Below are 25,835 nucleotides of genomic sequence, written 5' to 3'. Positions count from 1 at the left end.
ACCAAGGCGTTATGGGAGCCTTGACCCGCACGACCAGCCGTGGTTGAGTGCAGCATTGTGACGAATAGAAATGAATCAAAACGACTCAGAAAACGTATCAGATGAACTGGTTCCACCGGATCGGGGACACATGGACGACCTCGCGGCTGAAGCGAGGAACCACCACACCAGGCGGCAGCAGCTGGCGACGGAGCTCCGGCGCCTGCGCGACCTCGCCGGCATGTCGGGGCGAGATCTTGCCCACCGCATCGGGATCAGCCAGTCCAAGGTCTCCCGGATCGAGTCCGGCAGCGTGATCCCCTCGCTGCCCGAGGTCAGGGCCTGGAGCGATGCGGTGGAGGCACCGACTCAGGCCCGGGAACTACTCACCGATCTGACGGAGGCCGCGTTCACCGAGATGCACACCTGGCGCACGGCCCTTCAGCGGCAGACGCACCTCCAGGACGACATCCGCGAGCAGGAGGACCAGGCGCAACTGCTCCGGGTCTTCCAGCCAACGATCGTTCCTGGGCTGCTGCAGACCGCCGAGTACGCCCGCCGGGTCTTCTCGCTCTTTGACCCGCCCTACTCGGAGGGGGACCTGCCCATGGTCGTCGCGGCGCGGCTGCAGCGTCAGCTCGCGCTGTACGACGAGAGCAGGAGGTTCGAGTTCATCGTCACGGAGGCGGCGCTACGTTGCCGGCCGGGACGAGTTCGGCTGCTGGCTCAACTCGACCGCGTCGCGACGCTGAGCACGCTGGAGAACGTCATGGTCGGGGTGATCCCCCAAGACGCGGAATCGGTTGTGTGCCCCCCGCACGGATTCACGCTCTACGAAAGCGACAGCGGTACGGGAGACAGTTTTGTGGAAATAGAGGTCTCGCATATGAGGTTGATCGTGCGCAACGCCGAGGACGTGGCGACGTATCGGCGGCAATGGTCGCTGCTCGGCGAGATGGCTCTTTACGGCGACGCGGCTCGGGAGTTTCTCGCCCGGCTGAGCACCGACATTCGTTCCATGGAGCGATGATCACCATAGACGTCTGACCAGACTTGGAGCGCGCCTGATAGGGCCCGCCCCGAGACCTGGGAGAGGTGCCGCGGTCCGCGGGCCGCGGCACCTCTCCTAGAAGCAGCCTTTCTAGTAGGTGGACCTGGAATCAGGCAGGTCGAATTCTCCGGCGTCCACGCCGGAGAGGAAGGCGTTCCACTCCGCGGCGCTGAAGCGGAGCACTGGCCCGCTCGGGTCCTTGGAGTCACGTACGGCAACCCAATTACGGTCGAGCGCCACTTCGACGCAACCGCCGCCAAGGTCGCTGAAGGTAGCCTTGCGCCATCCGGCACCCAGGAAGTCGTTTTCCTTGGCCTCGTTCATTTCTTTCTCCTTTGCTTTCGGGAGGCTCTGGTGTGTCCCGCTGGATAAAGAATCGGATGGCGCGTTCGAGGTCGGGTGAGCGAGTGATTGGAGGCCGGCCATAGGCCCGTCATAGGAATTCTCTAATGGTGGAGGAAATGGCCATGCAGTTTCACCTGCTGAATGGCATGCAGGCGCACGAAGGGGATCAGCCCGTTCAACTAGGGGATCGACAGCAGCGCCTGATGCTCGCCCTGCTGCTGCTAGCCGAAGGCAGGCCAGTCACCATCGAGCAACTCATCGACAAGATCTGGGGCGACGACCCGATCAAAACCGCCCGCCACGTCATCTCGCACTACGCCAGCGGCCTGCGTCAGAGGCTGGGACGGTCGCTACTACCGCCTGACGAGATCGGTTATGTGGCGAAAGTCGGCAGAGAGCAAGTGGACGTCCACCGCTTCCGCGACCTCGTCGCGGAAGCACGGTCGCTGCTGGGTACGGACGACACGCAGGCCGCGCACCTGCTGCGCAAGGCCCTGCGGCAGTGGGGCGGTGGGCTGCTGCCCGGGGAGCCGCTCAGGGGGCTGCCCGGCCCAGGAGCGGTCGGCGCTCGGGTTCGGCTGCAGGAAGAGCATCGGGCAGCACTCCTCCAATGTCTGGATGCCGAGCTACGGCTCGGGCGGCACATGCAGCTCGTACCCGACCTCCAGGACCTCGCCGCGGCATGGCAGCGGGACGAGGACGTGACGCGGCTGCTGATGCTGGCACTGCACCGGGCGGGCCGCTCCTCCGACGCGCTCGCCGCATACGACAACCTCCGCCGCACCCTACGGGACGAGTTCGGAAACGATCCCGGCGCTCCCGTCCAGGAATTGCAGCAGCGGATCCTGCGCCAGGACCCTGCTCTCGCCCCACCCGCTCATTCCTACGAAGTTAATCGTCCTGGAGCCACCATGCGCTCATCAGCCGAAATCGGAAAAGACGCCGTTCGCCTTGTCGCCGAGGCCGTCAGAGGGGAGTCCTGGACGAGCCAGCCCGTCGAGATGCTGCAGCTGGTCCGCGTTCATTTCGCCGACGACGAGGCCGCGCAACGCACGCTCGCGCAGGTCGAGGCCGACCCTGCCGACACGGTGGCCGTCGCGGCGCTCGGACGTGTACTGGAGGCCTACCTCGACCGGGATCAGACCTTCCTGAAGGCCGCCCGCCTGCTGGTGGAGCAAGCATCGCGGGCGAAGGCCGGCGGGTCGTCGATCTCCGCCGACCAGATCAAGAACGCCAGCGTCTACAACGCACCCGTGCACGTCTCGGGCGACTTCAACATCTCATAGGAACGGGTGACTGGATGAGCCAGCAGACCGACGAGCCGTCCGTCAAGAAGGAGAGCCCGGAGGCGGCGGGTGCGGAGCCGCCCCCACAGACCGAGCAGGACAAGGACGACGACAAGAACGATGGCGGTCCGCTCAGCGAGCAAGACGCGCTGCAGGCCCTGCGGGGCAAGGGTGAGGACGAGGCGGAGCGGGCGGAGGCCGCGCGGCTGGCCTCCATCGCGGCAAGCTTCATGGAGCAGCTCACCGACGACTCGCGCGGCATGCGCATCGGCACGGTGGCCCTGTTCAACGACAAGGTTGACTTCGGTGGCGGCTTCAACATCGGCGGCGAGGAGCGGCGCGCGCGGCCGGCGAAGACGACGATCCGGCCGCCGCGGCTGGCCCGCTGGACAGAGGGTTACGTACCGGTGCCGCGTTTCGACAAGGCACTGCGAATCCTCGCCGAGCACCGGCTGCTGATCCTGGCTCTGCCGCCCGGCGGCAGGAGGGCCACGAGCTTAAATCTGCTGGCCAGAGTGCTGCGGGACCATCAGGGCGGCGCCTGTTTCGAGGTGTACGACGCTTCGAAGCTGAGCGACGGGCAATGGAAGTCGGAGGCCGACAGCGGTTACCTCGTCCATGACGGCGTGGCGACGGGGCTGGACCCGTCCCTGATCGACGAGCAGTGGATCGAGGACATGACCGTCTCCCTGCACGAGAACAAGAGCTACCTGGTGCTGGTGACCGGGCCGCCCAGGGGTGCGCTGGTACAGGCCGGAGGTGGTACCGCCCAGGTGCTGACCGACCTCGGCCAGCTGGACGCGATACGGCTCATCGAGCGGCGGGTCCTCGGCCGCGGCCCCGCGCCCGAGGAGTCGGCGGAGCTGCGCCGCCGACTCGATGAGGCGGGGGCGCATGAGCTTCTGCGCGAGGACCACCGCCCTCGCACGGCCCTGCGCCTGGGCGACGCGATCCGCGAGGGCGCAGACCTGGCGGCGTGCGTCCAGGAGCTGCGGAACCCAACCGGGCGCGTCCACGAGTGGTTCACACGGCACCGGACATCGGAGACCGTGAGCTTCGCACTGGCAGCGGCGGTGCTGGACGGCGCCACCTACCTCACGGTGTCGGACGCCGCCGCAGCGCTCTACGAGCGACTGGTGCTGCCCGTGGAAGCGCCTTTCGACCTGCGCTTCCGTGAGCACATCGCGACGGAGCACCCCTGGGTACGGCTCCTGCCCGGCTCCGGCGAGACGCCCGGCGACGTGGCGCCGCGCGTGCGGTACGACAATCCGCTGGTACGGCAGGCGGTGCTCGGCTTCGCCTGGACTTACTTGGACGGACAGCGTTCGGCACTGGTCCGGTGGATGCGTCAACTCGTCACGCATGCCGACATCGATGTGCGAGCGCGGGTGTCCGTGGCCGCCGGCATCATCGCCTGGAGCGACTACTCGCACGCCCTGCACCGCTACCTCATGTCGTGGGCCGAGAACCCGTCGCTCGTGGTGCGGCAGAGCGCGGCGACGGCGCTCGACGTAGCGGGCGGGCATCCCCACCTCACCGAGGCCGTGTGGTTGCTGCTGGAGACGTGGGTCGCGGAGGCGGACACGGCCGAGCAGCGTCGGCGCGGCGTGACTGCGGCGGCGACGCTCGGCGGCAGCCTGGGCGTGGCGCAGCCGGAACGCGCGGTCGAGGCGCTGCGCGTGCTGCTGGACCGCGAGGACGATTGGGGCACGCTCCTGCCGGTCGGCAGCGCGCTGTTCCGCCTGGTCGAGGGCGGGTGCACCGGTGAGGTGTTAGCGGGACTGCTGGCCTGGTCGCAACCACGAACGTCCGCCGAGTTCGTGGCGAAGGCGTTGTCCGCCTTCGTCTTCCTCGCTGCCCGTCCTGCCGAGAGCGCGGGCACGTCCGGCGTTCCGCTGTTGCTGGCCGGAGCCGAGCGGCACCGGCCCGAGCTGACCGAGCTCTGGGCCCGGGCCCTGGATCGCAAGCCCGCCCAGGACCAGGCACTCGAAACGCTGCGCGACTACCTCGACGAGCACGCGGATCGCGACAACCAGGCCTACCGCAACGCGCGCCGCCTCGTGCTCGCCGTGGCCGACCGCTCGGAGCGGCACCGTGAGCGGCTCCGCCATCACCTCGGCGCATGGACCCGTGCGACAGGCCGCCCGGACCATCCCACCGCCCGCGTACTCGCCGACCTCACCCGCCCCTCACACGTCCATTCATACGGCAACGGAAGGTCCTGACATGGAGGAGTACACCTACAACCCGATCGCGAAGAGCACGAGCCTGCCTCTGGTCCTGCCGCGCATGCCCCTGCGGCCGCCCGAGCCGGGATCGGCGCTGGTGCTGGCGCCGCGCAAGGGCGACCTGCTGACGATCAGGAACGGCGAGTCCATCCCTGACGCCTGGTATGGCACCTATAGGCACGCCTACCTGGTGGACACCACCGAGCACCGGCTCGTCCTGGAGATGCCGCTGCTCAGTCAGGATCCGGCCTTCGGCTTCCCGAGTCTGGTCCGGCTGAACTGCCAGGTCGGGGACGCCGCCGAGATCGTGGTGCGCGGCATCGTGGATGTCAGCGCCGCCCTGCGCCTGCCGCTGCAGCGCATGCTCCGCCAGATCTCGCGCAACTACGACATCGGCGAGCTACATCAGGCCGAGGACGAGCTGAGCAGATCAGTTCGCAACTTCACCGGCGACGCCGCGATCCGACTGCGCAACATCACCGTCGAGCTGGTCGTGGACAACGACGAGGTGCTGGCAAGCGGGCGCAGGTACCGGGAGATCGAGCGCGAGACCCGCCTCATCGAGATGCGCAGGGAGCGCCATTTGCGCATGCTCCGCAAGGAGGGCGCGGAAGGGCTGATCGCCGAGATCATGGAGCGGGAGGGCCCACGGGCCGCGTACGACATCATCGCGGGCGCTGAGCGGGAGGAGCGCGGTGAGCTGCTCGCCGCGTGGAACAAGATGATGGAGGGCTCTCACAGCGAGGAACGCGAGTCGTGGGAGTTCTTGCAGGCCGAGCGGGCGTTGCGGGACCGGATCACTGGCGACTCCTCCGCGCCGTTCGGCGGGATCCGCTCCAGCCGCCTGCGCGGCTCCCTCGCGGGCAACGCGGAGCGGGTTCCCAACCGGGCCGCCAGTCGAGTCCGGGGGCTGCCGCGGATGCGGGTCGAGGACGCGGACGAATGACAGCCGTGCTGATCGAAGGTCTGCTCGGAGCTCCAGGCGAAGGGACGGTCTGGCGGTATGACGGCGACGACCTTCTGGCGCTAGGGGTGTGGACGGAGCGCTCACGCGGAGGCGGTGAGGACGCCGAGCCGCTGTTCGCGCACCGCGTATCAACGGCTGAGGGGATCCTCGGCGTGTTCGACGGGCTGGGCGGTTCGGGCTCGACGGCGGCGTGCGAGCTGAGCGACGGTACGACGCGGAGCGGGGCCTGGGTAGGCGCCCGGCTGGCCAGACTCGGCGTCGCGTCGTGGTTCCGGGGCGGACACGCCCCGGAGTCTTTGCGTACGAGGCTCGTGGAGGTACTAAGGGCCGTTCCACCGCCGCGTCCCAGCAAGATCGTCAGCAGCATGCGCCGGTGGCTCCCGACGACCATGGCCACCGTACGCTACAGGCTCACCGGCGGCCAAGCGGAGTGCCGCGTCCTGTGGGCCGGCGACTCCCGGGCCTACGCCCTAAGCCCTGGCTGGGGACTGCAGGCGTTGACCAGGGATCACACCGACGAAACGGACGGCCTAGAGCAACTGATATGCGATCCGCCGATGACGAACGTGATCTGCGCCGACCAGGAGTTCACGATCGACACGCAGGTGCTGCTCCTGCCGCTACCGAGCGTCCTCCTCTGCGCCACCGACGGCTTCCATGGGTACGTGGCCACGCCCGCGCACTTCGAGTGCCACCTGCTGCGGGCCATGCAGGAGTCGTGTGACACGCGCGAGTGGGCCGAGCGCCTGGTGCGGCACGTGTTGGGTTATACGGGTGACGACGCCTCGCTCAGCCTCGTGGCCCTGGGGTACCCGGGGTTCGACCGGCTCCGGGCGGACTTCGCCCAGCGGGCCGAACAGGTCGAGGCGCGTTACGGGGGTTGTGACCGGCCGGCAGAGGAGGAGGCCGCCAGGCGGTGGCGGACGCGTACCTGGAACGAGTACCGGCCGGACTACGAACGGCTCATGCCCCCGCCGGTGGAGCCGCTATGAGGGTGGGCGACGTCATCAGGGGGTACCGCATCGTCAGCGAGCCGACCAACAGTGGCGGTGGACGCTGCATGTGGGCCTTCGCGCAGCGGGGCGGGCGCGACTACTTCATCAAGCGGTTCCTGGATCCCAAACGCCCGAAGGAGGGTTCCACGGCGAGCGCCAGGAGCGTGCGGCTGCGGCTGGAGGCGTGCGAGGAGTTCGAGCGACGGCATCGGACCATCATGGGTCTTCTGCGGCCGGACGCCGTCGGTGGCGGCAACCTTGTGCTCGCCCTCGACTTTTTCCACGACGGCACCACGTACTACAAGGTCACCGAGCGGATCCACACCGCACGCACTCCACCGCCGCGCGTACTCACCCCGTTGCGGAAGGCTGTGCTGCTGCGAACGCTGGGGCTCAGTGTCGAGCTCCTGCACGGCGTCGGCGTCGTGCACGGCGACCTGAAGCCGGGCAACGTGCTGGTCAGGCAGAGCAGGGCGGCCGCGTACCACATCGCCAAGCTCATCGACTTCGACGACGCCTACGTGTCCGGCCGCCCGCCCGACCGGGAGGACATCGCGGGCGATCTGGTGTTCGGGGCTCCCGAGTGGCGTCGTTATGTGCACGGCGACGCGGACGTGCCGCCCGAGTGGCTGACGACCCGGACCGATGTCTTCTCACTCGGGCTGATCGCGCACCACTATCTGACGGGCGCGCTGCCGGGATTCGGTGACCGGTACGCGTCGCCCGCCGACGCCCTCAACGAGGGCGCCGAGTTGCGCATCGACGAGCGGCTGAGTGCTCCGATGCGGGGGCTCCTCGCGGCCATGACGGCGCGGTCGCCGGAAGTCCGTCCAGACACGAGAACATTTCTGGCGGTGCTGCGGAACCCTGCGGTGTGCGAGGTGCGCGCCCCCTACCTGACGTCGCCTGGATCACGAACGCGGATGAGCAGGCCAACAAGGGAGAGACAACCATGACAAGCGACCAGTATCGGGGCAACCTACGGTATGCGGTGGACATCGTGCTCTGCATCGACGTGACCGAGAGCATGACCCCGGTGCTGGACATGGTCAAGAAGAGCGCCCTCACCTTTCACGAGCGGCTCAACCTCGTGATGAGCGGCAAGGGCAAGGAGATCAGCCAGCTGCGGCTCAAGGTGATCGCATTCCGGGACTTCGGCGACTTCGCCGAGGACGCGATCAAGGAAACCGACTTCCTGGTGTTCCCGGAGCGGGCGGCCGATTTCGACCGGTTCGTCCGCGAACTGTTCGCGTCGGGTGGGGGCGACGTGCCGGAATCCGGGCTGGAGGCGCTCGCCCTAGCCATCAATGCCGACTGGGAACGCGGACTGGATCGACGGCGCCACGTCATCGTGATGTTCACCGACGCCCCCGCCCACCCGCTGCACGCACCGGAGGCCGTCACCGCGCACACGTACCCGCAGGGCATCCCGGGCGATCTGGACGGGCTGCTCGAGCAGTGGGGGTACGCGAGGAGCCAGACGGCGGTCATGGAGAACGCGGCCAAGCGGCTCGTCCTCTTCGCACCCGACGCCTACCCGTGGAACGAGATCACCGAGGAGTGGAACATGACCCTGCACTTCCCCTCCGTCGCCGGCCAGGGCCTTGCGGACCTAGAGTTGCACGAGATCATCGACACGATAGCGAACAGCCTGTGAACGGTGTGACGACGACCTGGCGGTGCTCACTGTGCGACGTGTGGAACGCGACCGCCGACACCTCGTGCCAGTGCTGCGACACCATACGCCACAACGCCACGGAACCCCCACCGGCCCTGTTCTTTGCCCCACCGCCCTTACCAGTGACGCCTCCGCCGCTCCCGCTACCACAGTCTGCCTACCGCTCGTCCTCCACCAGCAGCTTCGCCGGGTGCATGATCGTCGTACTCACCGTAGCCTTCCTCTGCATCCTCGTCCTGCTGCTCGCGCTACTCACCGGCGTCAAGGCGCAGGCGCCAGCGAGCGCACCGCGATCTGTCCCTCCCAGCATCACGACGCCGATCGTCCAGGCCGTCGCCTGCCCGGATCGGGTCGCCCTGCTCATCCCGGATAGCGGTGCCGACCTGATGGCCGCCTACGACGCAGGCGACAAGCACGTCGTCATCTGCCGCACCGCGACCGGAAAGCTGTACTACTACGGCCAGTACATCGGCCAGGACGATACGGGGTTGCTCATGCCCGCACAGGAGACCCCGGCTGGCTTGTTGGCTCGCAACGGCTCCTACCTGTATGAGATACGAGGGGATGAGGTGGTGGTAAGCGTGGACGGCCGCGAGATCCTACGGGAGCTTCTCGTCGCCACATCCCCGCGCCTTCGCTGAGAGAGGCGGGGGCTGATATCGCGGCAGATGAGGACAGAAGGCAACCGGATACCACAGGCGGGTGCCGGTGCCTAAAGGCGCGGTTTACGTCGGGCGGACCGCGCCGGGGCTCAAGGCGAGCCCATACGCCCCGCACGGTATCGGCAGGTGGGGCGATTGCGAGATCGTCAGGCGGAGTGCTCGCGGAGTAGGCGGGCGGCTTTCGCGAGCAGGCCCACCTGGGTGCGCCAGCCAGCTTCGGCTTGCCCTCCTACAGACCAACTTGTAGCTGCCGAGCCTCTTCCCGAGATCTGGTGAGGGTGATGAGTGGCCCGGCGTTTGTGTTGCGATCCCTCCAGGGTGATGAGTGACCCCCAAGGTAAAGCCCCAGGTCAGACCCAGTGACGCCAGCCACAGATAACGCCCTTTTGCAGCAGCCCCCGGCCCCCGGTCCGCGCCCGCCGCTTCCCGGCGGCTTCCACCTGGCCACTGAGGAGGACGCGCACGGCTCCGGGGAGTGAGACACGCCCCGCCTGGCATTCGAGATCGCCACGCTGGCCGGCGGGCGCGCCGAGGTCCGCGCCGGCGCGTTCCGGCTGTGCGTGCCGCTCACCGCGCTGTGCCGGACCGGCGAGCCATGACCCGGGATCCCCGGCTCACGGCGTACGGGGATCGAGCCGGGTCGCCGCGCCCGTGATCAGCGCGACGCACGCGTCGGGCTCGTCGGCGAAGAACCACACCCGGCGCACCTCGACGGGTTCGCGGCCGAAGGGCTCCACGCGTACGGGCTCGTCGAACGTCACGCTCACGTTCGTCCTGCCGAACATGCTGACGGCGAACGCGTCCTCCTCCTCGACGACCTGCCCTGCCCGGGCGATGTGATCCTCGCGCGCCGCGTCGGAGAGGCGTTCGAGCGGCAACGCGATGTCGATCGTCGCGCCGTGCCTGACCCGGAGCTGGTCCATGCCGACGAGGTGCCGGTAGGTGGTGTAGAGCGTCCACAGGCCGAGCGCGTAGAACACCAGGTAGATCGACAGCCCCAGCAGCACCCACCTGAGCCAGGCGGGGTCGCCGATGAGCAGGGCGAGCAGTACTCCCGCCACGGCGAGGGCGAGCAGGCCGAGCGAGATCCGCCGGGTGATGCCCGAACACGAGACGGGGGTGAACCCCTCGTCGTGGCGGTCCCTGCGGAGCAGTGCGGGCAGCACCAGGAAGACCTGCAGCTCCTGCTTGACCACGAACGCCAGCGGCGGGGGAAGGCAGGCGTCTATCGCGACCAGGAGCGCCTGCGGCCTGGTCGCCCCGCCCTTGCGCGCCCTGCGGAAGGCGATCCGCAGGGCCGCCAGCTCGCCGATGACGACTCCGATGAGGCACAGCTCAAGGATGATGATGAGGATCGCCGCCTGGGCGAAGCTGATCACTCCCGTGTAGAGCAGCACCAGCTCCACGACGATGATGATGAAGGGCAGCCAGCGCAGGAACGCTGCAAGGCGCTTGTTCTTCGCCATATCACTCTCCTCCGGGCGACGTCTGGTCGCCATGTTCGGAGATTGACGCGACGTCAAGGCAAGCGGGAAGGACGCCGCCGAAGGCCGATCGTCACGGAGGGCCCCGAGGATCCCGGGAAGCCCGGCTTCGGGATCATCCGAGGTTCCCCGTCTACGGCGGCAGGCCGGGGTCCATCGGGAGACCTGGGATCTCAGGGCTCCCACGTAGCGGCTGCGTGGCGGCTGCGTGGCGGCTGCGTGGCGGCTGCGTGGCGGCTGCGTGGTGTCAATGTGCGAGCTTCTCGATGGCCGCCGGGGTGGCGGGGGTGAAGAAGTTGACGAGGTTGCCGTCGGGGTCGCGGAACAGCAGCGACCGGTTGCCCCAGGGCATCGTGGTGGGCTCGGTGACGAAGTCGGTGACGAAGCCCGTCAGGTTCCGGTGAACGCGGTCCACGTCGTCGACGCGGAACTCGGTGATCACGCTGTGGTTGTCCGCGGGGCGGGCAGAGCCGGGGGCGAACAGCGGGACGGTGCGGGTGCCGGCGATCGCGAGGGTGGCGTTGGGGGTCCTGAGTTCGGCGAAGTCCTCGGTCGCCCACGTCGCCCGCACCCCCGTGGCCCGCTCGTAGAATCCGACGAGGCGCGCGACGTCGTCGGTGATGATGCGGATCGAGACGAAGTCCATGGTGTTCTCCTTGCCCGAGGGAATCGCTGCACCTCGCAGGCTAGGAGAAATAGTGGACAGAATCGGTCCTGTATCGAGGTTAGCCTGTACCCATGCCTCGACCCACCGGCCGCGTGCTGACCCTTCTGGAGCTGCTGCAGTCGGGCGGCACCCGTACGGTGGCCGAGCTCGCCGACCGGCTCGGGGTCGATGGACGCACCGTGCGGCGGTACGTGGATCATCTGATCGACCTTGACGTGCCCGTGGAGTCGGTGCGCGGCCGCTACGGCGGCTACCGGCTCGCCCCGGGATACCGTCTGCCTCCGCTCATGCTCAGCGACGACGAGGCGCTGGCCGTGCTGCTCGGCCTGGTCGCCGGCCGCCGGGCGGGGCTGACGGCGGCGGGCCACACCGCGAGCGAGACGGCCTCGGCCAAGATCCGGCGAGTGCTGCCCAAGCACGTCGCCCGCCGGCTCGACACGCTCCTGGAATCTCTCACGTTCACGGATCAGCCCGGCGAGTTCGCCGCCCCGGACTCCGGGGTCCTGCTCACCCTCGCTGACGCGGTGCGCCACCGCCGGCCGGTCTCGATCAGATACACCGATCGCGACGGCCGGCGCAGCGAACGCACGCTGCACCCGTACGGGATCGTCGCTCATTCGGGCCGCTGGTACGTCACGGGCACCGACCTCCAGATCGGCGAGGACCGGACCTTCCGCCTCGATCGCATCGCGGACGCGAGGACCCTTCCCGGCTCGTTCGAGGCGCCGGCGGGCCCCGACCCGGCACAGCGCGTACTGTCGGGGTTCGCCACGGCTGAGTACCGGCATGCGGTGACCTTGCGGGTCCACGGGACGGTCGAGCAGGTCCGCGCCCGCCTTCCCGCCGGCGTCGCGCTCCTGGAGGAGCTCGAGCCCGCGGCGGGCGCGGACCTGGCGACCGAGCGCTGGCTGCGAGTCGAGCTACGGGTGGAACGGCTCGACTGGCTGCCCCCGGCCCTCGCCGCACTCGACCGGCCGTTCGTCATCGAGCGCCCCGCCGAACTGCGCGACCTCGTCCTCGCCCTGGCCGACCGCCTCACGTCCCAGGCCCGCCAAGCCTGACGACCAGGAGCCGATCGCTCGGCGCGCGTCTCCGCGCGAGCGGCCGCGCGCCCGGCGGCTCGGTCCTGACCGTGCCATCGCCTTCCGCTCCGGCCAGGGCGAGGGTCCGCTACGGGGACAGGACGCGTTTGTGGTAGCCGGCGATGTCGCGGACCTCGACGGTGGCCTGGATGTTCAGACCCGTTCCCGGCTTGATGTGGTCGCACAGCAGCGCGAGGGTCAGCTCTCCGAGCCGGGTCCTGGTGTCGGCGTCGCGGCCGGGCAGGATCGCCAGGTCCACGTGGACCATCGCCTCGCCGGTCGCGCCGGCGCCGCCGATGACCGCTTCGCCGATCGGGTGGAAGCGGGTCTTGAAGTCCGGCAGCGCGCTGCCGATCAGGTCGGCCGCGGCGGGATGGAGCGTCAGCGCGAATCCGCGCCGGTCGAACGCCTCTGCCAGGGATTGTGAGTACTCAACGGTGATCTGCGGCATGTCGTTCATTGTCGGGCTTCCTGCCGGGTTCGCTCGCTCTGGGGCCCGTCGTGGGCCTTGTCCTGGCGGGTCTGACCCGGGCCGGCACTCTCGATGACCGTGAGGAGTCCGCGCTGGGCGCCGGTGACGTGGGACGCGGAGCCGTCACCCTCCATGCCGTCGTCCTGACCGGGCTCAGGGGTTCTGGAAGGTCACCTCGGGGTTGGCGGTGGAGGGGCCGTCCAGCAGGGGCCGGTGCTCGCCGCGGAGGTGCCGGTCGAAGAAGGCGCCCACGTACGACGTGGTGATCTCCCTGGAACGCTTGCCCGGCAGCGGTGCGGAGGGGTCGGTGATCCCGGCCTGCGCGCCCAGGACGGGCAGGTCGATGAAGGTGAAGTGGCCGGAGCCGGCCACGGTCAGCCAGCGCTTCCAGCCGTCCAGGCGCCGCCAGTCGCGCTGCCAGGTGGTGTCGTCGGAGCCGGGCGAGTGCTGGGCCTTGGTGCCGAGCATGAGGAACGGCCGCTTGCCGAGCCCCGATTCCGGGACCGGGGCGAAGAACGAGCCGTCCATGTTCACCCCGGCCCGGACGCGCCGGTCGGCGGCCATGGCGCTCGCCGCCGCGTTGCCGCCGAGCGAGTGGCCGGCGGCGCCGATGCGGCGCGGGTCGATCAGGTTCCAGTGCTTCCAGGCCGGGGCGGAGCGGGCGGGCCGGGTCAGCCGGTCGATGACGAAGGACACGTCGGCCGCCCGGTTGACCGCGGCCTTGGCCATCAGCTTCTTCTCCGCCTCGTCGGAGGGGGCCCGCTCCACCGTCTCGCACGCGACGCAGGTCAGGGTGCGCCCGCCGGGGAAGGACGTCCCGAACGACTCGTAGGCGTGATCCACGAGGGCGACGACGTACCCCTTGGAGGCGAGCTCCTCGGCGAGCGTGGTCAGGGTGGCGCGGTTGAGCGTGAAGCCCGGGGAGAGCACCACGAGGGGGTGCCGGCCGCCGGCGGGGCGGGCGCGAAGGCGGGCGTTCGTGCGGACGGAGGCGAGCTGCTCGGCCTTGAACAGGGAGTCGAGCCGCTGTCCCTTGAGGAGGAGCCGGGCCTCGTCGAGCGTCATGTACGGCGCCGCGCTCCCCCCGGCGCGCGCCGGGTAGTACATCGACACCATCAGCTCGCGGGCCCCGGCCGAGGGCACCCAGGGGTCACGGCGGCCGGCGTCGACGAGATGCAGGGTGTCACGCCCGACTTCGTCCTGTCCGGTGGGGCGGGGGATCGCGAAACGCACGTCGGAGGCGGCCGGGGCGGAGGCGGCGGCGGGCGACGGCGCCGCGGCCGCCACCGCCGCCGAGGCCGGCAGCGCCAGGGTCGTGGCGAGGAGGAGGGCCGCGGAGTTACGGCGAGTGCTGCTCATGCGAAGCACTGTAGAAATGGCGGCACCATGCCTGACATGCCCGAAAGCCCAGTCCGCGCCCTTACCTTCGTCAGGGGTCGGGGGCCCGGCAGAGCCGGCGCTCAGGCGATCGCCCCGGACGGTCTCACCGTGTCAACCGGGCTACGCCTCGGGGCCGAAGATCTCGGGAAAGGGGCCCGGCGTGCCGGGGGCGGGGTCGAGCTCTTTCCACAGGGCTTTCAGGATCTCCCGTAGCTGGGCGACCTGCTCGCCGGTGAGCGGGTCGAACAGGCGCCTGCGCACCTCCTCCACGTGCGCGGGCGCGGCGGCGTCCAGGGCGGCCTGGCCCTCGTCGGTGAGCACGGCGATGGTGATGCGCCGGTTGTCCGGGTTGGGCGAGCGGCGTACCCAGCCGCGTTCCTCCAGCCGCGCCACCGCGTGTGACAGGCGGCTGAGCGAGGAATAGACCAGCGTGGCCAGGTCGGTCATCGTCATGCTCCGCTCAGGCACCGCCGAGAGCGTGGCAAGAATCATGTAGTACGTGTACGGCATGCCCGCGTCGCGCTGAAGCTGCCGGTCGAGGGCGTCGCCCAGGGAGCCGGGTGGTCCACAGGTACGCCCGCCAGGTGCGTTGCTCGTCGTCGTCGAGCGGCACTCCTGGCCCGCGCGGCGACGGTGGCGGACCCGATGAGCGCGTGAAGCGCGGGGCGAGCGGCACTCGTCCGGCAGCCCCGTCGGCACCGGGCCGGGGGCGGGGGCGCCGTCCAGAAGCTCCCGCACCGGAAAGCCGTCACGGGCGGTGCGGAAAATCTGTAGTGGCGAGGGTAGACATTCGGGAGTGCGGGTATTATGATTATTGACATCGCAAGGAACGGATTCACCGGGCAGCAGGAAGTTGGTTTCCGGCATCACGACGAACTGCCCGGAGCACGACGAAGTCATGGGTTGACGGCAGAAGGTCTGGCGCGAAGGGCCGGCGCAGTGGCAAAGGGCCCAGAGCGGAGACGCGCTGCCGAGGTCAAGTTGGACAGATGGTCCGGAAGAGAAAGATGAAGGGAGTGTTGACGCCATCAGGATCGCCCGTTGCCGGCTGAGTCTCGCCGCTCGGGTACCGCAGTTCCACAGATAGGAAGGTGGTCTACGGTCACGCATCCGCGATCCGCGCATTCCCGCCGTTCAGCACGGCGGACGCGCATAACAGTAAGCCGGCCGCATGGCCGGTAGATGGTGTTGAACTCTTCGGGGCCCCGGCGCAGCATGCGCCGGGGCCCCCTGTGCGTGTGGTGAGAAAGGAATGTATGGATCAACGTCGCTCGGCTGCCGAGGGTGACACGCTCGCTCAGGGCAGGATTACCTCCAATGAAGACCGGTTCGACGATGAGGACTACCCCGCCTACAGCATGGGCGCCGCCGCCGAGATGCTCGGGGTCACCCCGACGTTCCTGCGGGCCCTGGGCGCGGCCCATCTGATCGAGCCGAAACGCTCCAGCGGCGGTCACCGTCGTTTCTCCCGCTACCAGTTGCGCCTGGCCGCACGGGCCCGGGAACTCGTCGATCAGGGCACCCCCGTGGAGGCGGCGTGCCGGATCATCATCCTGGAAGACCAGCTCGCCGAGGCGCAGCGCCTCAACGCCGAGTACGAGCGCGAGCACGGACGCGGGCGTACGGCCGGGGGCTGAGCCCGGCGACGTCGTCATTTCTGCGGCCTGGCCCACGACTGCGCCGGCCAGGCCACAGCGCGGCCCATCCATCGGACAGCCGCCCCTTTCATCGGACAGCGGTCCCTGCCGGACGTGCGCCTCGTTCGCGAGCCCGTGCCCCCGCAACCGTTGTCACTAACAGTAGTCACCGTTTACGGAGCGTGATAGAAACGTTGCCCGAGGGTCCAGCCGGTGATCGTTTGACGGGATCGACCGCGCCCTTCAAGCAGATCACCCCCGAACCGGCCCGGAAGCCTGCGACGCCAGGCCCCGCGGACCCCCGATCCGGCACAGCTGCCAAACCATCGACAAGGAGAAACGCCCCCCATGACCATCGAAAGCCAGGAAATCGACCGCACCCTGCAGAAGCGCAAGATCGCCAGGCGGTTCCAGCTCATGGACGCCGACCAGGACGGCACCATCACCCGCGCCGACTACGAAGGCCTGATCCAGCGGCTCCTCGACGCCTACCCGGGGCAGGAGGGCACGCCCGTCGCCGAGCGGCTGCGCGGGGCGTACCTGAAGCTGTGGCGGGCCCTGGCCTACTCCAGCGACGCGGACGGCGACGGCAAGGTGACCCAGGAGGAGTTCGTGCGCGCGGTCATCTCCGGGATGATCGGCCGCAGCGACGTCCTCGACCGTGCCATCAAGCCCGCCGCCCAGGCCGTGGTGGACCTCGCCGACACCGACTTCACCCGGACCCTCTCCCTGCCCGAGTTCACCAAGCTCATCGGCATCTTCGGCGTCTCCGCCGCCGAGGCCGAGAAGTGCTTCCACGCGCTGGACGCCGACGGCGACGGGCAGCTCACCACCGACGAGATCGTGGCCGCCAACCAGTCCTTCTACCGCAGCGACTCCGCGGCCGAGCCGGCCAACCTGCTGTTCGGTCGTTACTGACCCGACCCATGCCTGAGCCGGGCCTGACCCGGGCCTGAACCGCGACTGGACCGGGCCTGACCCCGGCCGGCCCGCCGTGCGGTCGTCGTACGGGGGGCGCGGTCGAGGGCGAGGCGGTGGCGCGGGAGTCTGGTGGGACGACGGTCAACTCGAAGGGAGACGCCATGACGTACACCCCGCCGGTCGCCCCGGACGACGTCCGCGCCGCCGCCGTACGGATCGCGGGCGTCGCGCACCGCACTCCCGTGCTGCGCTCACGCACCCTGGACCGGATGGTCGGCGCCGAGGTGTTCCTGAAGTGCGAGAACTTCCAGCGGGTGGGCGCGTTCAAGTTCCGTGGCGCCTACAACGCCGTCTCGCGCCTGCCGGAGGAGCAACGGGCCAGGGGCGTGGCGGCCTACTCCTCGGGGAACCACGCCCAGGCGGTCGCCCTGGCCGCCCGGCTGCTGGGCACCGGCGCGGTGATCCTCATGCCCGAGGACGCCCCGCCGTCGAAGCTGCGGGCGACCGCCGGCTACGGCGCCGAGATCATCACCTATGACCGCTACCGCGGTGACCGCGGCGCGCTCTGCGCGGAACTGGCCGCCGAGCGGGGCCTGGCCCTCATCCCGCCCTACGACCACCCGCACGTGATCGCCGGGCAGGGCACCGCGGCACTCGAACTCCTCCAGGACACCGGCCCGCTGGACGCTCTCGTCGTGCCGGTCGGCGGCGGCGGGCTGATCGCCGGCAGCGCCACCGCGGCCAAGGGCCTGTACCCCGAGCTCCGGGTGATCGGCGTCGAACCGGAGGCCGGGGACGACACCAGACGCTCCCTGGAGGCGGGCCGGCGGATCACCATCGACGTGCCGCGTACCATCGCCGACGGGCAGGCGCTGCCCGTCCCGGGCGAGGTGACCTTCCCGATCATCCAGCGGCTGGTCGACGCGGTCGAGCTGGTCACCGATGACGAGATCCGCCGGGCCATGCGCTTCGCCTTCGAGCGGCTGAAGATCGTCGTCGAGCCGAGCGGCGCCACCGGCCTGGCGGCCCTGCTGTCCGGCCGCGTGACGAGCCCGAGCGGGCGCGGGACGGATCAGGCCGGGGCCACGGCGGATCCGGGCGGGAAGGCGGCGGGCCCGGGCGGGGACGCCGCGAGTCCGGGCGGAAGCGCGGCGGGACGCGGCGGGCGGCGGGTCGGGGTCATCATCTCCGGCGGGAACGTCGACGCCGACAGGTTCGCCGCGTTGTGCGCGCCCTGACCTGGGCTGACGCGGGCGGACGCGGTGGCCCCGGTGGCTCTCGGGCCGGGACGAAGCACGCGCAGGCCCCCTGGAGGCTAGCGCCGGGCGAGGCGCTCCTCGGTGGCGGCGAGGACGTCGTTGAGGACCTCACGGGTGCGCGTGAGCGTGTCGATGTGGTCGTCGAGGCCGCTCAGCCGGGCGCGCAGCAGGTCGATGGCCTCGGGGCAGGGCTCGAGGTCGGGGTCCACGCCGGTGGCGCAGGGCAGCAGGTACGCGATCTCCTGCGTCGACAGCCCCGCTGCGAGCAGCCTTCTGATCTGGGTCACGGTCAGGACGGCGTCGTCGGTGTACTCGCGGTAGCCGTTGGCTCCCCGGCAGGGCTTCAGCAGGCCCTGGGACTCGTAGTAACGCAGCTGGTGGGCGTGCACCCCGGTCCTGCGGCTCAGCTCTCCGATCAGCACGCGCGTCCCCCTTGACCTTCATACCGGTGTGAAGGTTGACGATTCTGCCATGACGAATCAGACAGCAGAACAGGTCTCCGTGACGGTCATCGGGCTGGGGGCGATGGGGCGGGCGCTGGCCGGGGCGTTCCTGCGCGAGGGGCATCGGACGACGGTGTGGAACCGTACGGCGGAGAAGGCGGACGAGCTGGTCGCCCGGGGGGCGGTGCTCGCCGGGTCGGTCGGGGAGGCGGTCGCGGCGAGCCCGCTCGTGGTCGTCTGCGTGACGGACTATGACGCCGTGCGCGAGCTGCTCGACCCGGTGGACCTCGGCGACCGCGCGGTGGTGAACCTGACCTCCGGCACGCCGGGGGCGGCGCGCGAGCTCGCCGGGCGGGTGGGCGCGTACCTCGACGGCGGGATCATGGCGACGCCCGCGGCCGTCGGGACCGCGGAGGCCGTCCTGGTCTGCAGCGGCTCGCGGGCCGCCTTCGAGCGGTACGAGCCGGTCCTGCGCGGGCTGGGAGCGGAGACGGTGTACCTCGGGGAGGACGCCGGGCTGGCGGCGCTGTACGAGGTCGGCGTGCTGGGCCTGATGTGGAGCACGCTCAACGGGTTCCTGCAAGGGGCGGCGCTGGCCCGGGCAGCGGGACTGGACGCGGCCTCGTTCGCGCCGCTGGCCGTCAAGAGCATGGAGAGCGTGGCCGGCTGGCTGCCCGACTACGCGCGGCAGATCGACGAGGGCTCCTACCCTCCCCTGGACGCCACCATCGACGTGCACCTGGCCGCGATGCGGAATCTCATCGAGGAGAGCGAGTCGCTCGGCGTCAGCACCGAGCTGCCCAGGTTCGTCAAGGCGCTCGCCGACCGGGCCGTGGCCGAGGGGCGCGGCGAGGAGGGCTACGCCGCGCTGGTCGAGCAGTTCGGCAAGCCCTCGTGAGCGACGGGCCGCCGGAGCGCTCGTGAAGGCCGGGGGCCACCGCAGGGGGTGCTCGTCAAGGCCGGAGTCCGCCGCAGGATGCTCGTCGAGGCCGGAGTCCGCCGCAGGGTGCTCGCGAGGGCCGGGCACCTCCGCGGCGGACGCCTCCGCTGACGCCGGCCCCGGTCGGGTGTCAGGACCGGCGCAGCACCTCCACCAGGCTCGTGAGGCTGTCCTGGCCCCGGCCTGCGGCGACGCCCTTGCGGAAGACCTCCAGGACGGCGGCCGGCGTGCGGTTCCACACGGTCACGTCGTACCCCCGGCCGAGGTAGGCGCCGGCCATGGCCTGCCCCATCGGGCCCAGGCCGAGCACGGTCACGGACTTCATACGGAGGTCTCCCCTGCATTAGAACGATCGCTCTATCCAGAGCCGAGACCGTAGCACAGGACTGGAACGAACGCTCTATCGAGTACGATCAGTGTCATGAAGACCCAGCACGAGCTCGGCACCCGGGAGCGGATCGTCCGGACGACCGCGCAGCTGATGCAGCGACAGGGCTACGAGGCGACGGGCCTCAAGCAGATCTCCCAGGAGGCGCGGGCCACGCTGGGCTCGGTCTACCACTTCTTCCCCGGCGGCAAGCGGGAGCTGGCGGTCGAGGCGGTCCGCCACGGGGCCGCGGAGTTCGCCGAGTTCCTGCGTGTGGCGTTCGAGCAGGAGGACGACCCGGCGGCGGCGATGATCGCCTGCACCCGCACGCTGGCGAAGGACCTGCGCGAGTCCGGCTGGCTGGACGGCTGTCCCGTCACCACCACGGCGCTGGAGAGCACGGGCCGGGCGCCCGAGATCCAGCAGGCCGCCGAGGAGGCCTACGAGAGCTGGCGCGCCCTGGTCCGCGAGAAGCTCGCGCGCGCCGGGTTCGCGGAGGACGTGGCGCGGGAGCTCGCCCACACCGTGATCAACCTGCTGGAGGGGGCGGAGCTGTCGGCGCAGGTGTCGCAGAGCGAGACGCCGCTGGAGATCGCCGGCCGGCATCTCGCCGTGCTCATCGACTCCCACCGGGGCGGCGCGACGCGACCCGCCTCCGGCTGAGCCCGCTCCGCGCGGCCCGGCTCCGCACGCGGATCGGCCCCCGTGACGGGTCGACTTCCCGTGACGGGCCGCGAGGGCGGGCGAGGGCGGGGCGTGGCGGTCAGGAGGTGCGGCGGTCAGGTCAGGAGGTGCGGACCTCCAGGTCGCCGGAGTCGCTGGTCAGCTCGATCCGGCGGGGCGCCGACGGGTCCGTGGGCACCTTGACGTCCTTGGCGCCCGAATCGGTCCTGGCGACCACGTTGTACGCCCCCTGAGGCACCCCGACCTCGACCCGCCCCGAGTCCGAGGCGGCCGTGACCTTGTCGGGCGAGCCGGTGAAGGCCAGCTCGACGTCCCCGGAGTCGGTCTTGGCGACGGCCTGCTTGACCGCGAGCCCCTCGGCCCTGATCGCGCCCGAGTCGGACCGGGCGTCCAGCTCGCCGGACAGCCCCTTCAGCGTCAGGTCCCCTGAGTCGGAGCCGACCTCGACGCGCAGCCCCCTGGGCACCTCGACCCGGTAGCTCACGTCGCAGGACGTGCCGATGGCGCCCAGGCCCCAGCTCGCCGGGCAGTCGAAGGTCAGGGCCAGCGTGCCGTCCTGCACCTGGTGGCTGGTCTTCGGCTTGTTCTTGCGCCAGGTGAGCCGCTCGGTCACCTGAACGCCCTGCCGCTGCGACTCCACCACCTCGATGGTGCCGGAGTCGGCCGTCACGCGCAGCGCTCGCACCTGGTCGTCGACCTCGTACGACGCGGTGTCCGTCTCCCCCTGGACACCCGCCCCGCAGCCGGTCAGTGCCACCGCCATACCCAGCAGGCCGGCGATCAGGGCCGCGCGCTTCATCCTCATGACGTCCGATTCTGGACCATCGGGGCAGAGCGGGCGTCGGTGAGATCCCTGAGAACGTCCCTGAGGCGCCCCCGGGATACCGCCGTGGCGGATGCTCTGGACATTCGGCGGCATACGTGATCTCACGGAAAGGAGGCACGCCGCACGATCTATCACGAACAGGAGCACCTGGAATGAGTGATACGCCGCGACTCCACCATGCCGGCACCACCCTGCGCGACCGCGCCCGCGACCTGCGCACCCTGGTCGACCGCGAGTCCGGCGCGGCCGAGGCGCAGGGCAGGCTGACCGACACCGTCGTGGACGCCCTGCACGAGGCGGGACTTTTCGGCGTCTGGGTTCCGGAGCCGCTCGGAGGCGCCGAGTCGTCCCCCAGAGAGCTGCTCGACGTGTTCGCGGAGCTGTCCTACGCCGATCCCTCGACCGGCTGGGTGGTCATGGCCACCACGCTGGAGAACGGCACGGCCGGCGCGTACCTGGGCGACGAGGCCGTCGAGCGGATCTTCCAGGCGCCGCGCACGCCGCTGATCGCGGGCCAGGGCACGCGGCCGGGCGTGGCCGTGCGCGAGGACGGCGGGTTCCGGCTCAGCGGCCGGTGGAGCTTCGCCTCGGGGATGCCGCACGCCCAGTACGCCCACAGCGCCGGCGCCGTCGAGGGCACCGGCGAGGTCCGGATCTTCATCACCCCGATGGAAGACGTCAAGCAGCTCGGCAACTGGGACGTCCTGGGCCTGCGCGCCACGGGCAGCATCGACTACTCCATCGACGGGGCCTTCGTGCCGGAGTCGTACACCCACGTCTTCACCACGAACGAGCCGCTGCGCGGCGGCGCGCTCTACCGCCTCGGCCTGCTGGACCAGGCGCTGATCTGCCACTCCGGCTGGGCGCTGGGCACCGGCCGCAGGCTGCTCGACGAGCTGGCCGGGCACGCCTCGGCGCGCGCGGGCCGGCCGGGGCAGATCGCCGGCAGCGACGCCTTCCACGCCGACTTCGCGCGGGCCGAGGCGAGGTTCCGCGCGGCGCGGGCGCTGGTGCACGAGGCGTGGGACGACGTGGAGCACGCCCTGGACGCGGGGCGCCCGCTCACCGTGCGCCAGGAGACGATGGTGCGGCTCGCGCTCAACCACGTCACCTCGACGCTCACGGAGCTGGCCGGGTTCGTGTACGCGTCGGGCGGCACGTCGGCGCTGCGCGACGGGCTCGTGCAGCGGCTGTTCAGGGACGTGCACGCCGGCGCCGCGCACATCACCTCCGGGCCGCACGTGCTCAAGGAGTGCGGCCGGGAGCTGGCCGGCCTGGCCCCGAACCAGACCTGGTTCGTCTTCGACCTGGAAGGATGAGGAAAAGGGCTTTTCGATATTTAGCTATTGTGCTAAATATCGAAACATGACTGGTTCACCCGACGAGGCGAGTGTCTTCCGGGCACTCGCCGACCCCACCAGGCGCCAGATCCTGGAGGACCTCAGAGACGGGGAGCTGGCCGCCGGGGACATCGCCCGGCGCTTCTCGATCAGCGGGCCGTCCATCTCGCGCCACCTCGGCGTGCTCAAGGGAGCCGGGCTGGTCAGCGAGCGCCGTGAAGGCAACCGCATCCTCTACACGCTGGTCGAGGAGCGGCTGGCGAGCTGTGTCGGGCGGTTTCTGAGCGCCGTGTGCCCGGAGCAGATCGTGTTGCGCCACACCAGGTGGCGCCGGACCGAGGAGAGCGAGCACCCGTGAGACATCCCCGCCTGTCCACCGTCGTCGAACGCCGCCTGCTGGTGAACTACCGCCTGGACCCCGAGGCCGCCGCGCGCCTGCTGCCGGGGGCGCTGCGCCCGCAGCTCGTCAACGGGTACGCGGTGGCGGGGATCTGCCTGGTGCGCCTGGGAGACGTACGGCCCGCGTGGGCGCCCCGGGCGGTGGGGCTGCGCAGCGAGAACGCCGCGCACCGGATCGCGGTCGAGTGGGACGGGCCCGAGGGGGTGGAGACCGGGGTGTACATCCCGCGGCGCGACACCGCCTCCCCGGTCAACGCCTGGGCCGGGGGACGGGTGTTCCCCGGCGAGCACGGGCGGGCCGACTTCCGGGTGCGGGAGACGCCGGACGAGCTGGACGTCTCCTACGTCACCCGGTCCGGTGACACCCGGGTGAGCGTCACCGTGGAGGTGATCGGCGAGTTGCGGGGCAGCGTGCTCTTCCCCGACCTGGAGCGGGCCTCCGCCTTCTTCCGGGCGGGGGCGAAGGGGTTCTCCCCGGCCGGCGCGGGGCGGCGTCTCGACGGCATGGAGCTGCGCACCGGCGAGTGGCGCGTCGAGGCCTGCCGGGTCCGTGCGGCGCGCTCCTCGTTCTTCGAGGACCGCGCGCGGTTCCCGGCGGGCAGCGCCACACTGGACTGCGCCCTGGTCATGCGGGAGGTGCCGGCGGTGTGGCACCCGTTGCCCGCGATGGCGGCGTCCTGATCCGGCCCCGCCCCGCGCCAGAGCAGCCTGAACCGCCGTACGCCGGGCCTGGCCCGAAGCACGTCTGCCCGACCTGCCCGAACCGCCCCGCGTCGTGACGGGATCCGAACCGCCGCGCCGGGGCGAGCAGCGGATCGGGAGGGTCGGGCGTTCCTTGAGCATGAACGGTGAGACGCTTCCCCGCGTGTCCCGGCCACCCGGCCCCGACACGGTGCTGGCGGGCCTGTATCGCGACCACCGGCTCGCCCTGGTGCGCCTGGCCGTCCTGCTCGTCGGTGACCGGGAGAGCGCCGAGGACGTGGTGCAGGACGTGTTCTCCAGGTTGCACGGCAAGCGGGCCGAGCAGCTCACGCTGCCCTACATCCGTACGTGCGTGCTCAACGCCTCGCGCTCCCTGCTGCGCCGGCGCGGGGTGGCGGCCCGGTGGGCGGCGCTGAGCGGCAACCGCCGGGACGACCTGGAGGAGGCGTCGGCCGAGGCGGCGGCGCTGCTGGGCGAGTCGCGGCAGGAGATGCTGACGGCGCTCGGGCGGTTGCCGTCGCGGCAGCGCGAGGTGCTCGTGCTCCGCTACTACCTGGGCCTGTCCGACGCGGACATCGCGACCGCCATGGGACTGAGGCAGAGCACGGTCAGGTCCACCGCCGTCAGGGCGTTGAGCCGGCTCCAGCGCGAACTGGGAGGTGGGGCATGACGAGCATCGAGGATCGGCTCGCCGACGCGCTGCGGGCGAGGGCGGAGAGCGTGGTGGACGACGGGTTGCCGCGCGAGCTGCCCGTACCGCGGGGCCGCGGGCCGCGGTGGGCGCCCGCGGTGGTGGCCGTGATCGTGGTGATCACGGTCGTGGTGGCGGCGACCGCGCTGGGGACGCGTACGGCGCGGCCCCCCGAGCCCGCGCAGCGGCCCACTTCGACGGGGCAGCCCGCCACGTCGGAGCGGCCGAAGGCGTACGTCGGGCCGCTCGCGCCACCGGTCGAGAGGGTGTGGCCGGCGGCGGTGCACGTGATCCCCGCCACGGGCCCGGGCGGGCGGGTGTTCAAGCCGGACGTGTTCGTCACGGGCCGCGTCGTCGTGGGGCGGGGGCTGACCAGGAACCGGCTCGACGGGATCTGGTCGTACGACGTCGGCAGGCGCGTCTTCACCCGGATCGCGCCGCTGCGGGACGGCAACGTGATGAACTCCCCGGTGGTCGTGGGCGACGGGGTCGTGGCGTGGCAGGCGTTCGACGACGGCGAGACGCAGATCTGGGCGGCGCCGCTCACCGGCGGGGCGCCGCGACTGGTCACCTCGTTCCCCGCGGTGCGGAGCGAGAACCGCTACGAGGGGATCGACCTGGCCATCGCGGAGGGCATGGCCGTGTGGTCGCCGCCGGGCGGCGGGGTCCACCGGGTGCCGCTGACCGGCGGGCGCCCCGAGCAGCTCCCCGGCTCCAAGGGCCACCACCTGCTCGAGTGGCCGTACGCGGGGCGGCCCGAGCCGGAGATGCCGATCGGACGACCGGGCACGCGTCCCATGGAGCAACTCCTGGACCTGCGCACGGGCAAGGTGACCTCCCGCGCGAGGCACCCCTCGGGGCGCGACGCCTGGCTCGGCTGCGGGGTGACGTGGTGCTACGACATGATCGAGTCGTGGCGGCGCGACGGCACCGGGCTGCGGAAGCTGCCCGGTCAGAGCTCCGGCGCCCCCGGCCCGTCCGCCGGCCGCTTCGTCCTGCTCCACCAGCGGGACGGCGACGGCAGGCGGGGCAGCTCCGTGCACGACCTGGCCACGGGACGCACCGGCCTGCTCGGCACGCACCCCACCCGCAGGGGCGAGAAGGCGTTCCCCACCGTCCACGTGCAGGATGCGCTGATCTGGTACAAGCGCGGCGACAAGCAGGTGCTGGTGAATCTGCGCGGCATCCGGTGAAACGCCGATGAGTTTCCCGGCCGGTGGCGGTCCTTCCTCCGACAGCGTTTCCCCCGAGGGGGATGACCGTCATGACGACCGCCACTCACATCGTGGAGCGCCCGGACGTACGGCTGCGTTACGAGGTGCGCGGGTCGGGGCCGCTGCTGGTGCTGAC

General features: G+C 70.7%; 28 protein-coding genes. 19 read left to right on the top strand and 9 right to left on the bottom strand.

Going from position 1 to position 25,835, the window contains the following annotated elements:
* The first annotated feature begins 130 nt into the window (after positions 1-130).
* A complete protein-coding gene (locus tag IO39_RS02595) occupies positions 131-1,009 on the top strand; it encodes a helix-turn-helix domain-containing protein (protein ID WP_043615213.1) in 879 nt (292 codons plus the stop codon).
* 111 nt (positions 1,010-1,120) lie between these two features.
* On the opposite strand, the gene IO39_RS02590 is transcribed toward IO39_RS02595, so the two are convergent.
* Entirely contained in the window at positions 1,121-1,354 is a 234-nt protein-coding gene (locus tag IO39_RS02590) for a DUF397 domain-containing protein (protein WP_043615211.1), read from the bottom strand.
* A 125-nt stretch (positions 1,355-1,479) separates the two neighbouring features.
* Here IO39_RS02590 and IO39_RS50170 point away from each other — a divergent pair, with 125 nt between their 5' ends.
* From IO39_RS50170 to IO39_RS50165, 7 genes are all read left to right on the top strand, one after another.
* Positions 1,480-2,661 (top strand): AfsR/SARP family transcriptional regulator, encoded by a 1,182-nt coding sequence (locus tag IO39_RS50170; RefSeq protein WP_052422362.1) that lies wholly within the window; start codon positions 1,480-1,482, stop codon positions 2,659-2,661.
* 14 nt (positions 2,662-2,675) lie between these two features.
* Complete coding sequence (locus IO39_RS02580) at positions 2,676-4,886, top strand: hypothetical protein (RefSeq protein ID WP_052422361.1); 2,211 nt, start codon at positions 2,676-2,678, stop codon at positions 4,884-4,886.
* A gap of 1 nt (position 4,887) precedes the next feature.
* A complete protein-coding gene (locus tag IO39_RS02575) occupies positions 4,888-5,835 on the top strand; it encodes a hypothetical protein (RefSeq protein WP_043615209.1) in 948 nt (315 codons plus the stop codon).
* 578 nt (positions 5,836-6,413) lie between these two features.
* On the top strand, positions 6,414-6,848 hold the full coding sequence (locus IO39_RS56600) for a hypothetical protein (protein WP_211266870.1): 435 nt from the start codon (positions 6,414-6,416) through the stop codon (positions 6,846-6,848).
* Positions 6,845-7,807: a protein kinase domain-containing protein gene (locus IO39_RS02565; RefSeq protein WP_043615207.1), complete on the top strand. Its 963-nt coding sequence runs from the start codon at positions 6,845-6,847 to the stop codon at positions 7,805-7,807. Before IO39_RS56600 ends, IO39_RS02565 begins: the two co-directional genes overlap by 4 nt.
* A 35-nt stretch (positions 7,808-7,842) precedes the next feature.
* Positions 7,843-8,508, top strand: a complete 666-nt coding sequence (locus IO39_RS02560) for a vWA domain-containing protein (protein WP_245641776.1) — start codon at positions 7,843-7,845, stop codon at positions 8,506-8,508.
* A gap of 215 nt (positions 8,509-8,723) precedes the next feature.
* On the top strand, positions 8,724-9,170 hold the full coding sequence (locus IO39_RS50165; RefSeq protein WP_052422359.1) for a hypothetical protein: 447 nt from the start codon (positions 8,724-8,726) through the stop codon (positions 9,168-9,170).
* A gap of 635 nt (positions 9,171-9,805) precedes the next feature.
* On the opposite strand, the gene IO39_RS02550 is transcribed toward IO39_RS50165, so the two are convergent.
* Positions 9,806-10,657, bottom strand: coding sequence for a hypothetical protein (locus tag IO39_RS02550; RefSeq protein ID WP_043615203.1), 852 nt, complete (start codon positions 10,655-10,657; stop codon positions 9,806-9,808).
* A gap of 265 nt (positions 10,658-10,922) precedes the next feature.
* Positions 10,923-11,321: a VOC family protein gene (locus IO39_RS02545; protein ID WP_043615199.1), complete on the bottom strand. Its 399-nt coding sequence runs from the start codon at positions 11,319-11,321 to the stop codon at positions 10,923-10,925.
* Between the two features lie 92 nt (positions 11,322-11,413).
* Here IO39_RS02545 and IO39_RS02540 point away from each other — a divergent pair, with 92 nt between their 5' ends.
* A complete protein-coding gene (locus IO39_RS02540) occupies positions 11,414-12,403 on the top strand; it encodes a helix-turn-helix transcriptional regulator (RefSeq protein ID WP_043615197.1) in 990 nt (329 codons plus the stop codon).
* 109 nt (positions 12,404-12,512) lie between these two features.
* Here the strand turns inward: IO39_RS02540 and IO39_RS02535 are convergent, their stop codons facing one another.
* The 3 genes from IO39_RS02535 to IO39_RS02525 all read right to left on the bottom strand — a co-directional run bounded on the left by IO39_RS02535 (position 12,513) and on the right by IO39_RS02525 (position 15,014).
* Entirely contained in the window at positions 12,513-12,884 is a 372-nt protein-coding gene (locus tag IO39_RS02535; RefSeq protein ID WP_211266869.1) for a 5-carboxymethyl-2-hydroxymuconate Delta-isomerase, read from the bottom strand.
* A gap of 165 nt (positions 12,885-13,049) precedes the next feature.
* Complete coding sequence (locus IO39_RS02530) at positions 13,050-14,255, bottom strand: alpha/beta hydrolase family protein (protein WP_043615195.1); 1,206 nt, start codon at positions 14,253-14,255, stop codon at positions 13,050-13,052.
* Between the two features lie 141 nt (positions 14,256-14,396).
* Positions 14,397-15,014 (bottom strand): MarR family winged helix-turn-helix transcriptional regulator, encoded by a 618-nt coding sequence (locus IO39_RS02525; RefSeq protein ID WP_342671396.1) that lies wholly within the window; start codon positions 15,012-15,014, stop codon positions 14,397-14,399.
* A 620-nt stretch (positions 15,015-15,634) separates the two neighbouring features.
* Between IO39_RS02525 and IO39_RS02520 the strand changes: the two genes are divergently transcribed.
* The 3 genes from IO39_RS02520 (at position 15,635) to IO39_RS02510 (ending at position 18,072) form a co-directional block, all read left to right on the top strand.
* Positions 15,635-15,913, top strand: a complete 279-nt coding sequence (locus IO39_RS02520) for a MerR family transcriptional regulator (protein ID WP_245641789.1) — start codon at positions 15,635-15,637, stop codon at positions 15,911-15,913.
* A 348-nt stretch (positions 15,914-16,261) separates the two neighbouring features.
* Positions 16,262-16,831, top strand: a complete 570-nt coding sequence (locus tag IO39_RS02515; protein ID WP_052422358.1) for an EF-hand domain-containing protein — start codon at positions 16,262-16,264, stop codon at positions 16,829-16,831.
* A gap of 164 nt (positions 16,832-16,995) precedes the next feature.
* Positions 16,996-18,072 carry a pyridoxal-phosphate dependent enzyme gene (locus IO39_RS02510; RefSeq protein WP_043615193.1) on the top strand — a complete coding sequence of 359 codons (1,077 nt, stop codon included), beginning with the start codon at positions 16,996-16,998 and terminating at the stop codon, positions 18,070-18,072.
* Positions 18,073-18,149: 77 nt separating this feature from the next.
* Here the strand turns inward: IO39_RS02510 and IO39_RS02505 are convergent, their stop codons facing one another.
* The gene (locus tag IO39_RS02505) at positions 18,150-18,515 is read right to left on the bottom strand and encodes a MerR family transcriptional regulator (protein WP_043615191.1); all 366 of its coding nucleotides are present in this window, start codon (positions 18,513-18,515) and stop codon (positions 18,150-18,152) included.
* 49 nt (positions 18,516-18,564) lie between these two features.
* On the opposite strand from IO39_RS02505, the gene IO39_RS02500 reads away from it, so the two are divergent.
* Positions 18,565-19,434, top strand: a complete 870-nt coding sequence (locus IO39_RS02500) for an NAD(P)-dependent oxidoreductase (protein WP_043615188.1) — start codon at positions 18,565-18,567, stop codon at positions 19,432-19,434.
* A gap of 172 nt (positions 19,435-19,606) precedes the next feature.
* On the opposite strand, the gene IO39_RS56595 is transcribed toward IO39_RS02500, so the two are convergent.
* Positions 19,607-19,801, bottom strand: coding sequence for an NAD(P)-binding domain-containing protein (locus IO39_RS56595; RefSeq protein WP_043615185.1), 195 nt, complete (start codon positions 19,799-19,801; stop codon positions 19,607-19,609).
* A 96-nt stretch (positions 19,802-19,897) separates the two neighbouring features.
* Between IO39_RS56595 and IO39_RS02490 the strand changes: the two genes are divergently transcribed.
* Positions 19,898-20,506, top strand: coding sequence for a TetR/AcrR family transcriptional regulator (locus IO39_RS02490; RefSeq protein ID WP_043615182.1), 609 nt, complete (start codon positions 19,898-19,900; stop codon positions 20,504-20,506).
* A gap of 121 nt (positions 20,507-20,627) precedes the next feature.
* On the opposite strand, the gene IO39_RS02485 is transcribed toward IO39_RS02490, so the two are convergent.
* Positions 20,628-21,332: a DUF4097 family beta strand repeat-containing protein gene (locus tag IO39_RS02485; protein WP_169789010.1), complete on the bottom strand. Its 705-nt coding sequence runs from the start codon at positions 21,330-21,332 to the stop codon at positions 20,628-20,630.
* Positions 21,333-21,505: 173 nt separating this feature from the next.
* On the opposite strand from IO39_RS02485, the gene IO39_RS02480 reads away from it, so the two are divergent.
* From IO39_RS02480 to IO39_RS02460, 5 genes are all read left to right on the top strand, one after another.
* On the top strand, positions 21,506-22,672 hold the full coding sequence (locus IO39_RS02480) for an acyl-CoA dehydrogenase family protein (protein ID WP_043615176.1): 1,167 nt from the start codon (positions 21,506-21,508) through the stop codon (positions 22,670-22,672).
* Positions 22,673-22,718: 46 nt separating this feature from the next.
* Positions 22,719-23,051 (top strand): metalloregulator ArsR/SmtB family transcription factor, encoded by a 333-nt coding sequence (locus tag IO39_RS02475; RefSeq protein WP_043615174.1) that lies wholly within the window; start codon positions 22,719-22,721, stop codon positions 23,049-23,051.
* Positions 23,048-23,773, top strand: a complete 726-nt coding sequence (locus tag IO39_RS02470; protein WP_211266867.1) for a DUF2071 domain-containing protein — start codon at positions 23,048-23,050, stop codon at positions 23,771-23,773. Before IO39_RS02475 ends, IO39_RS02470 begins: the two co-directional genes overlap by 4 nt.
* A gap of 184 nt (positions 23,774-23,957) precedes the next feature.
* Positions 23,958-24,464, top strand: coding sequence for an RNA polymerase sigma factor (locus IO39_RS02465; protein WP_245641775.1), 507 nt, complete (start codon positions 23,958-23,960; stop codon positions 24,462-24,464).
* A complete protein-coding gene (locus tag IO39_RS02460; RefSeq protein WP_043615171.1) occupies positions 24,461-25,678 on the top strand; it encodes a TolB-like translocation protein in 1,218 nt (405 codons plus the stop codon). The genes IO39_RS02465 and IO39_RS02460 overlap by 4 nt, the downstream gene beginning before the upstream one ends.
* Positions 25,679-25,835: the final 157 nt, after the last annotated feature.

The sequence above is a fragment of the Nonomuraea candida genome (assembly GCF_000725485.1).
GTDB lineage: Bacteria > Actinomycetota > Actinomycetes > Streptosporangiales > Streptosporangiaceae > Nonomuraea > Nonomuraea candida.
This window is presented reverse-complemented; position numbering and strand designations above follow the sequence as displayed.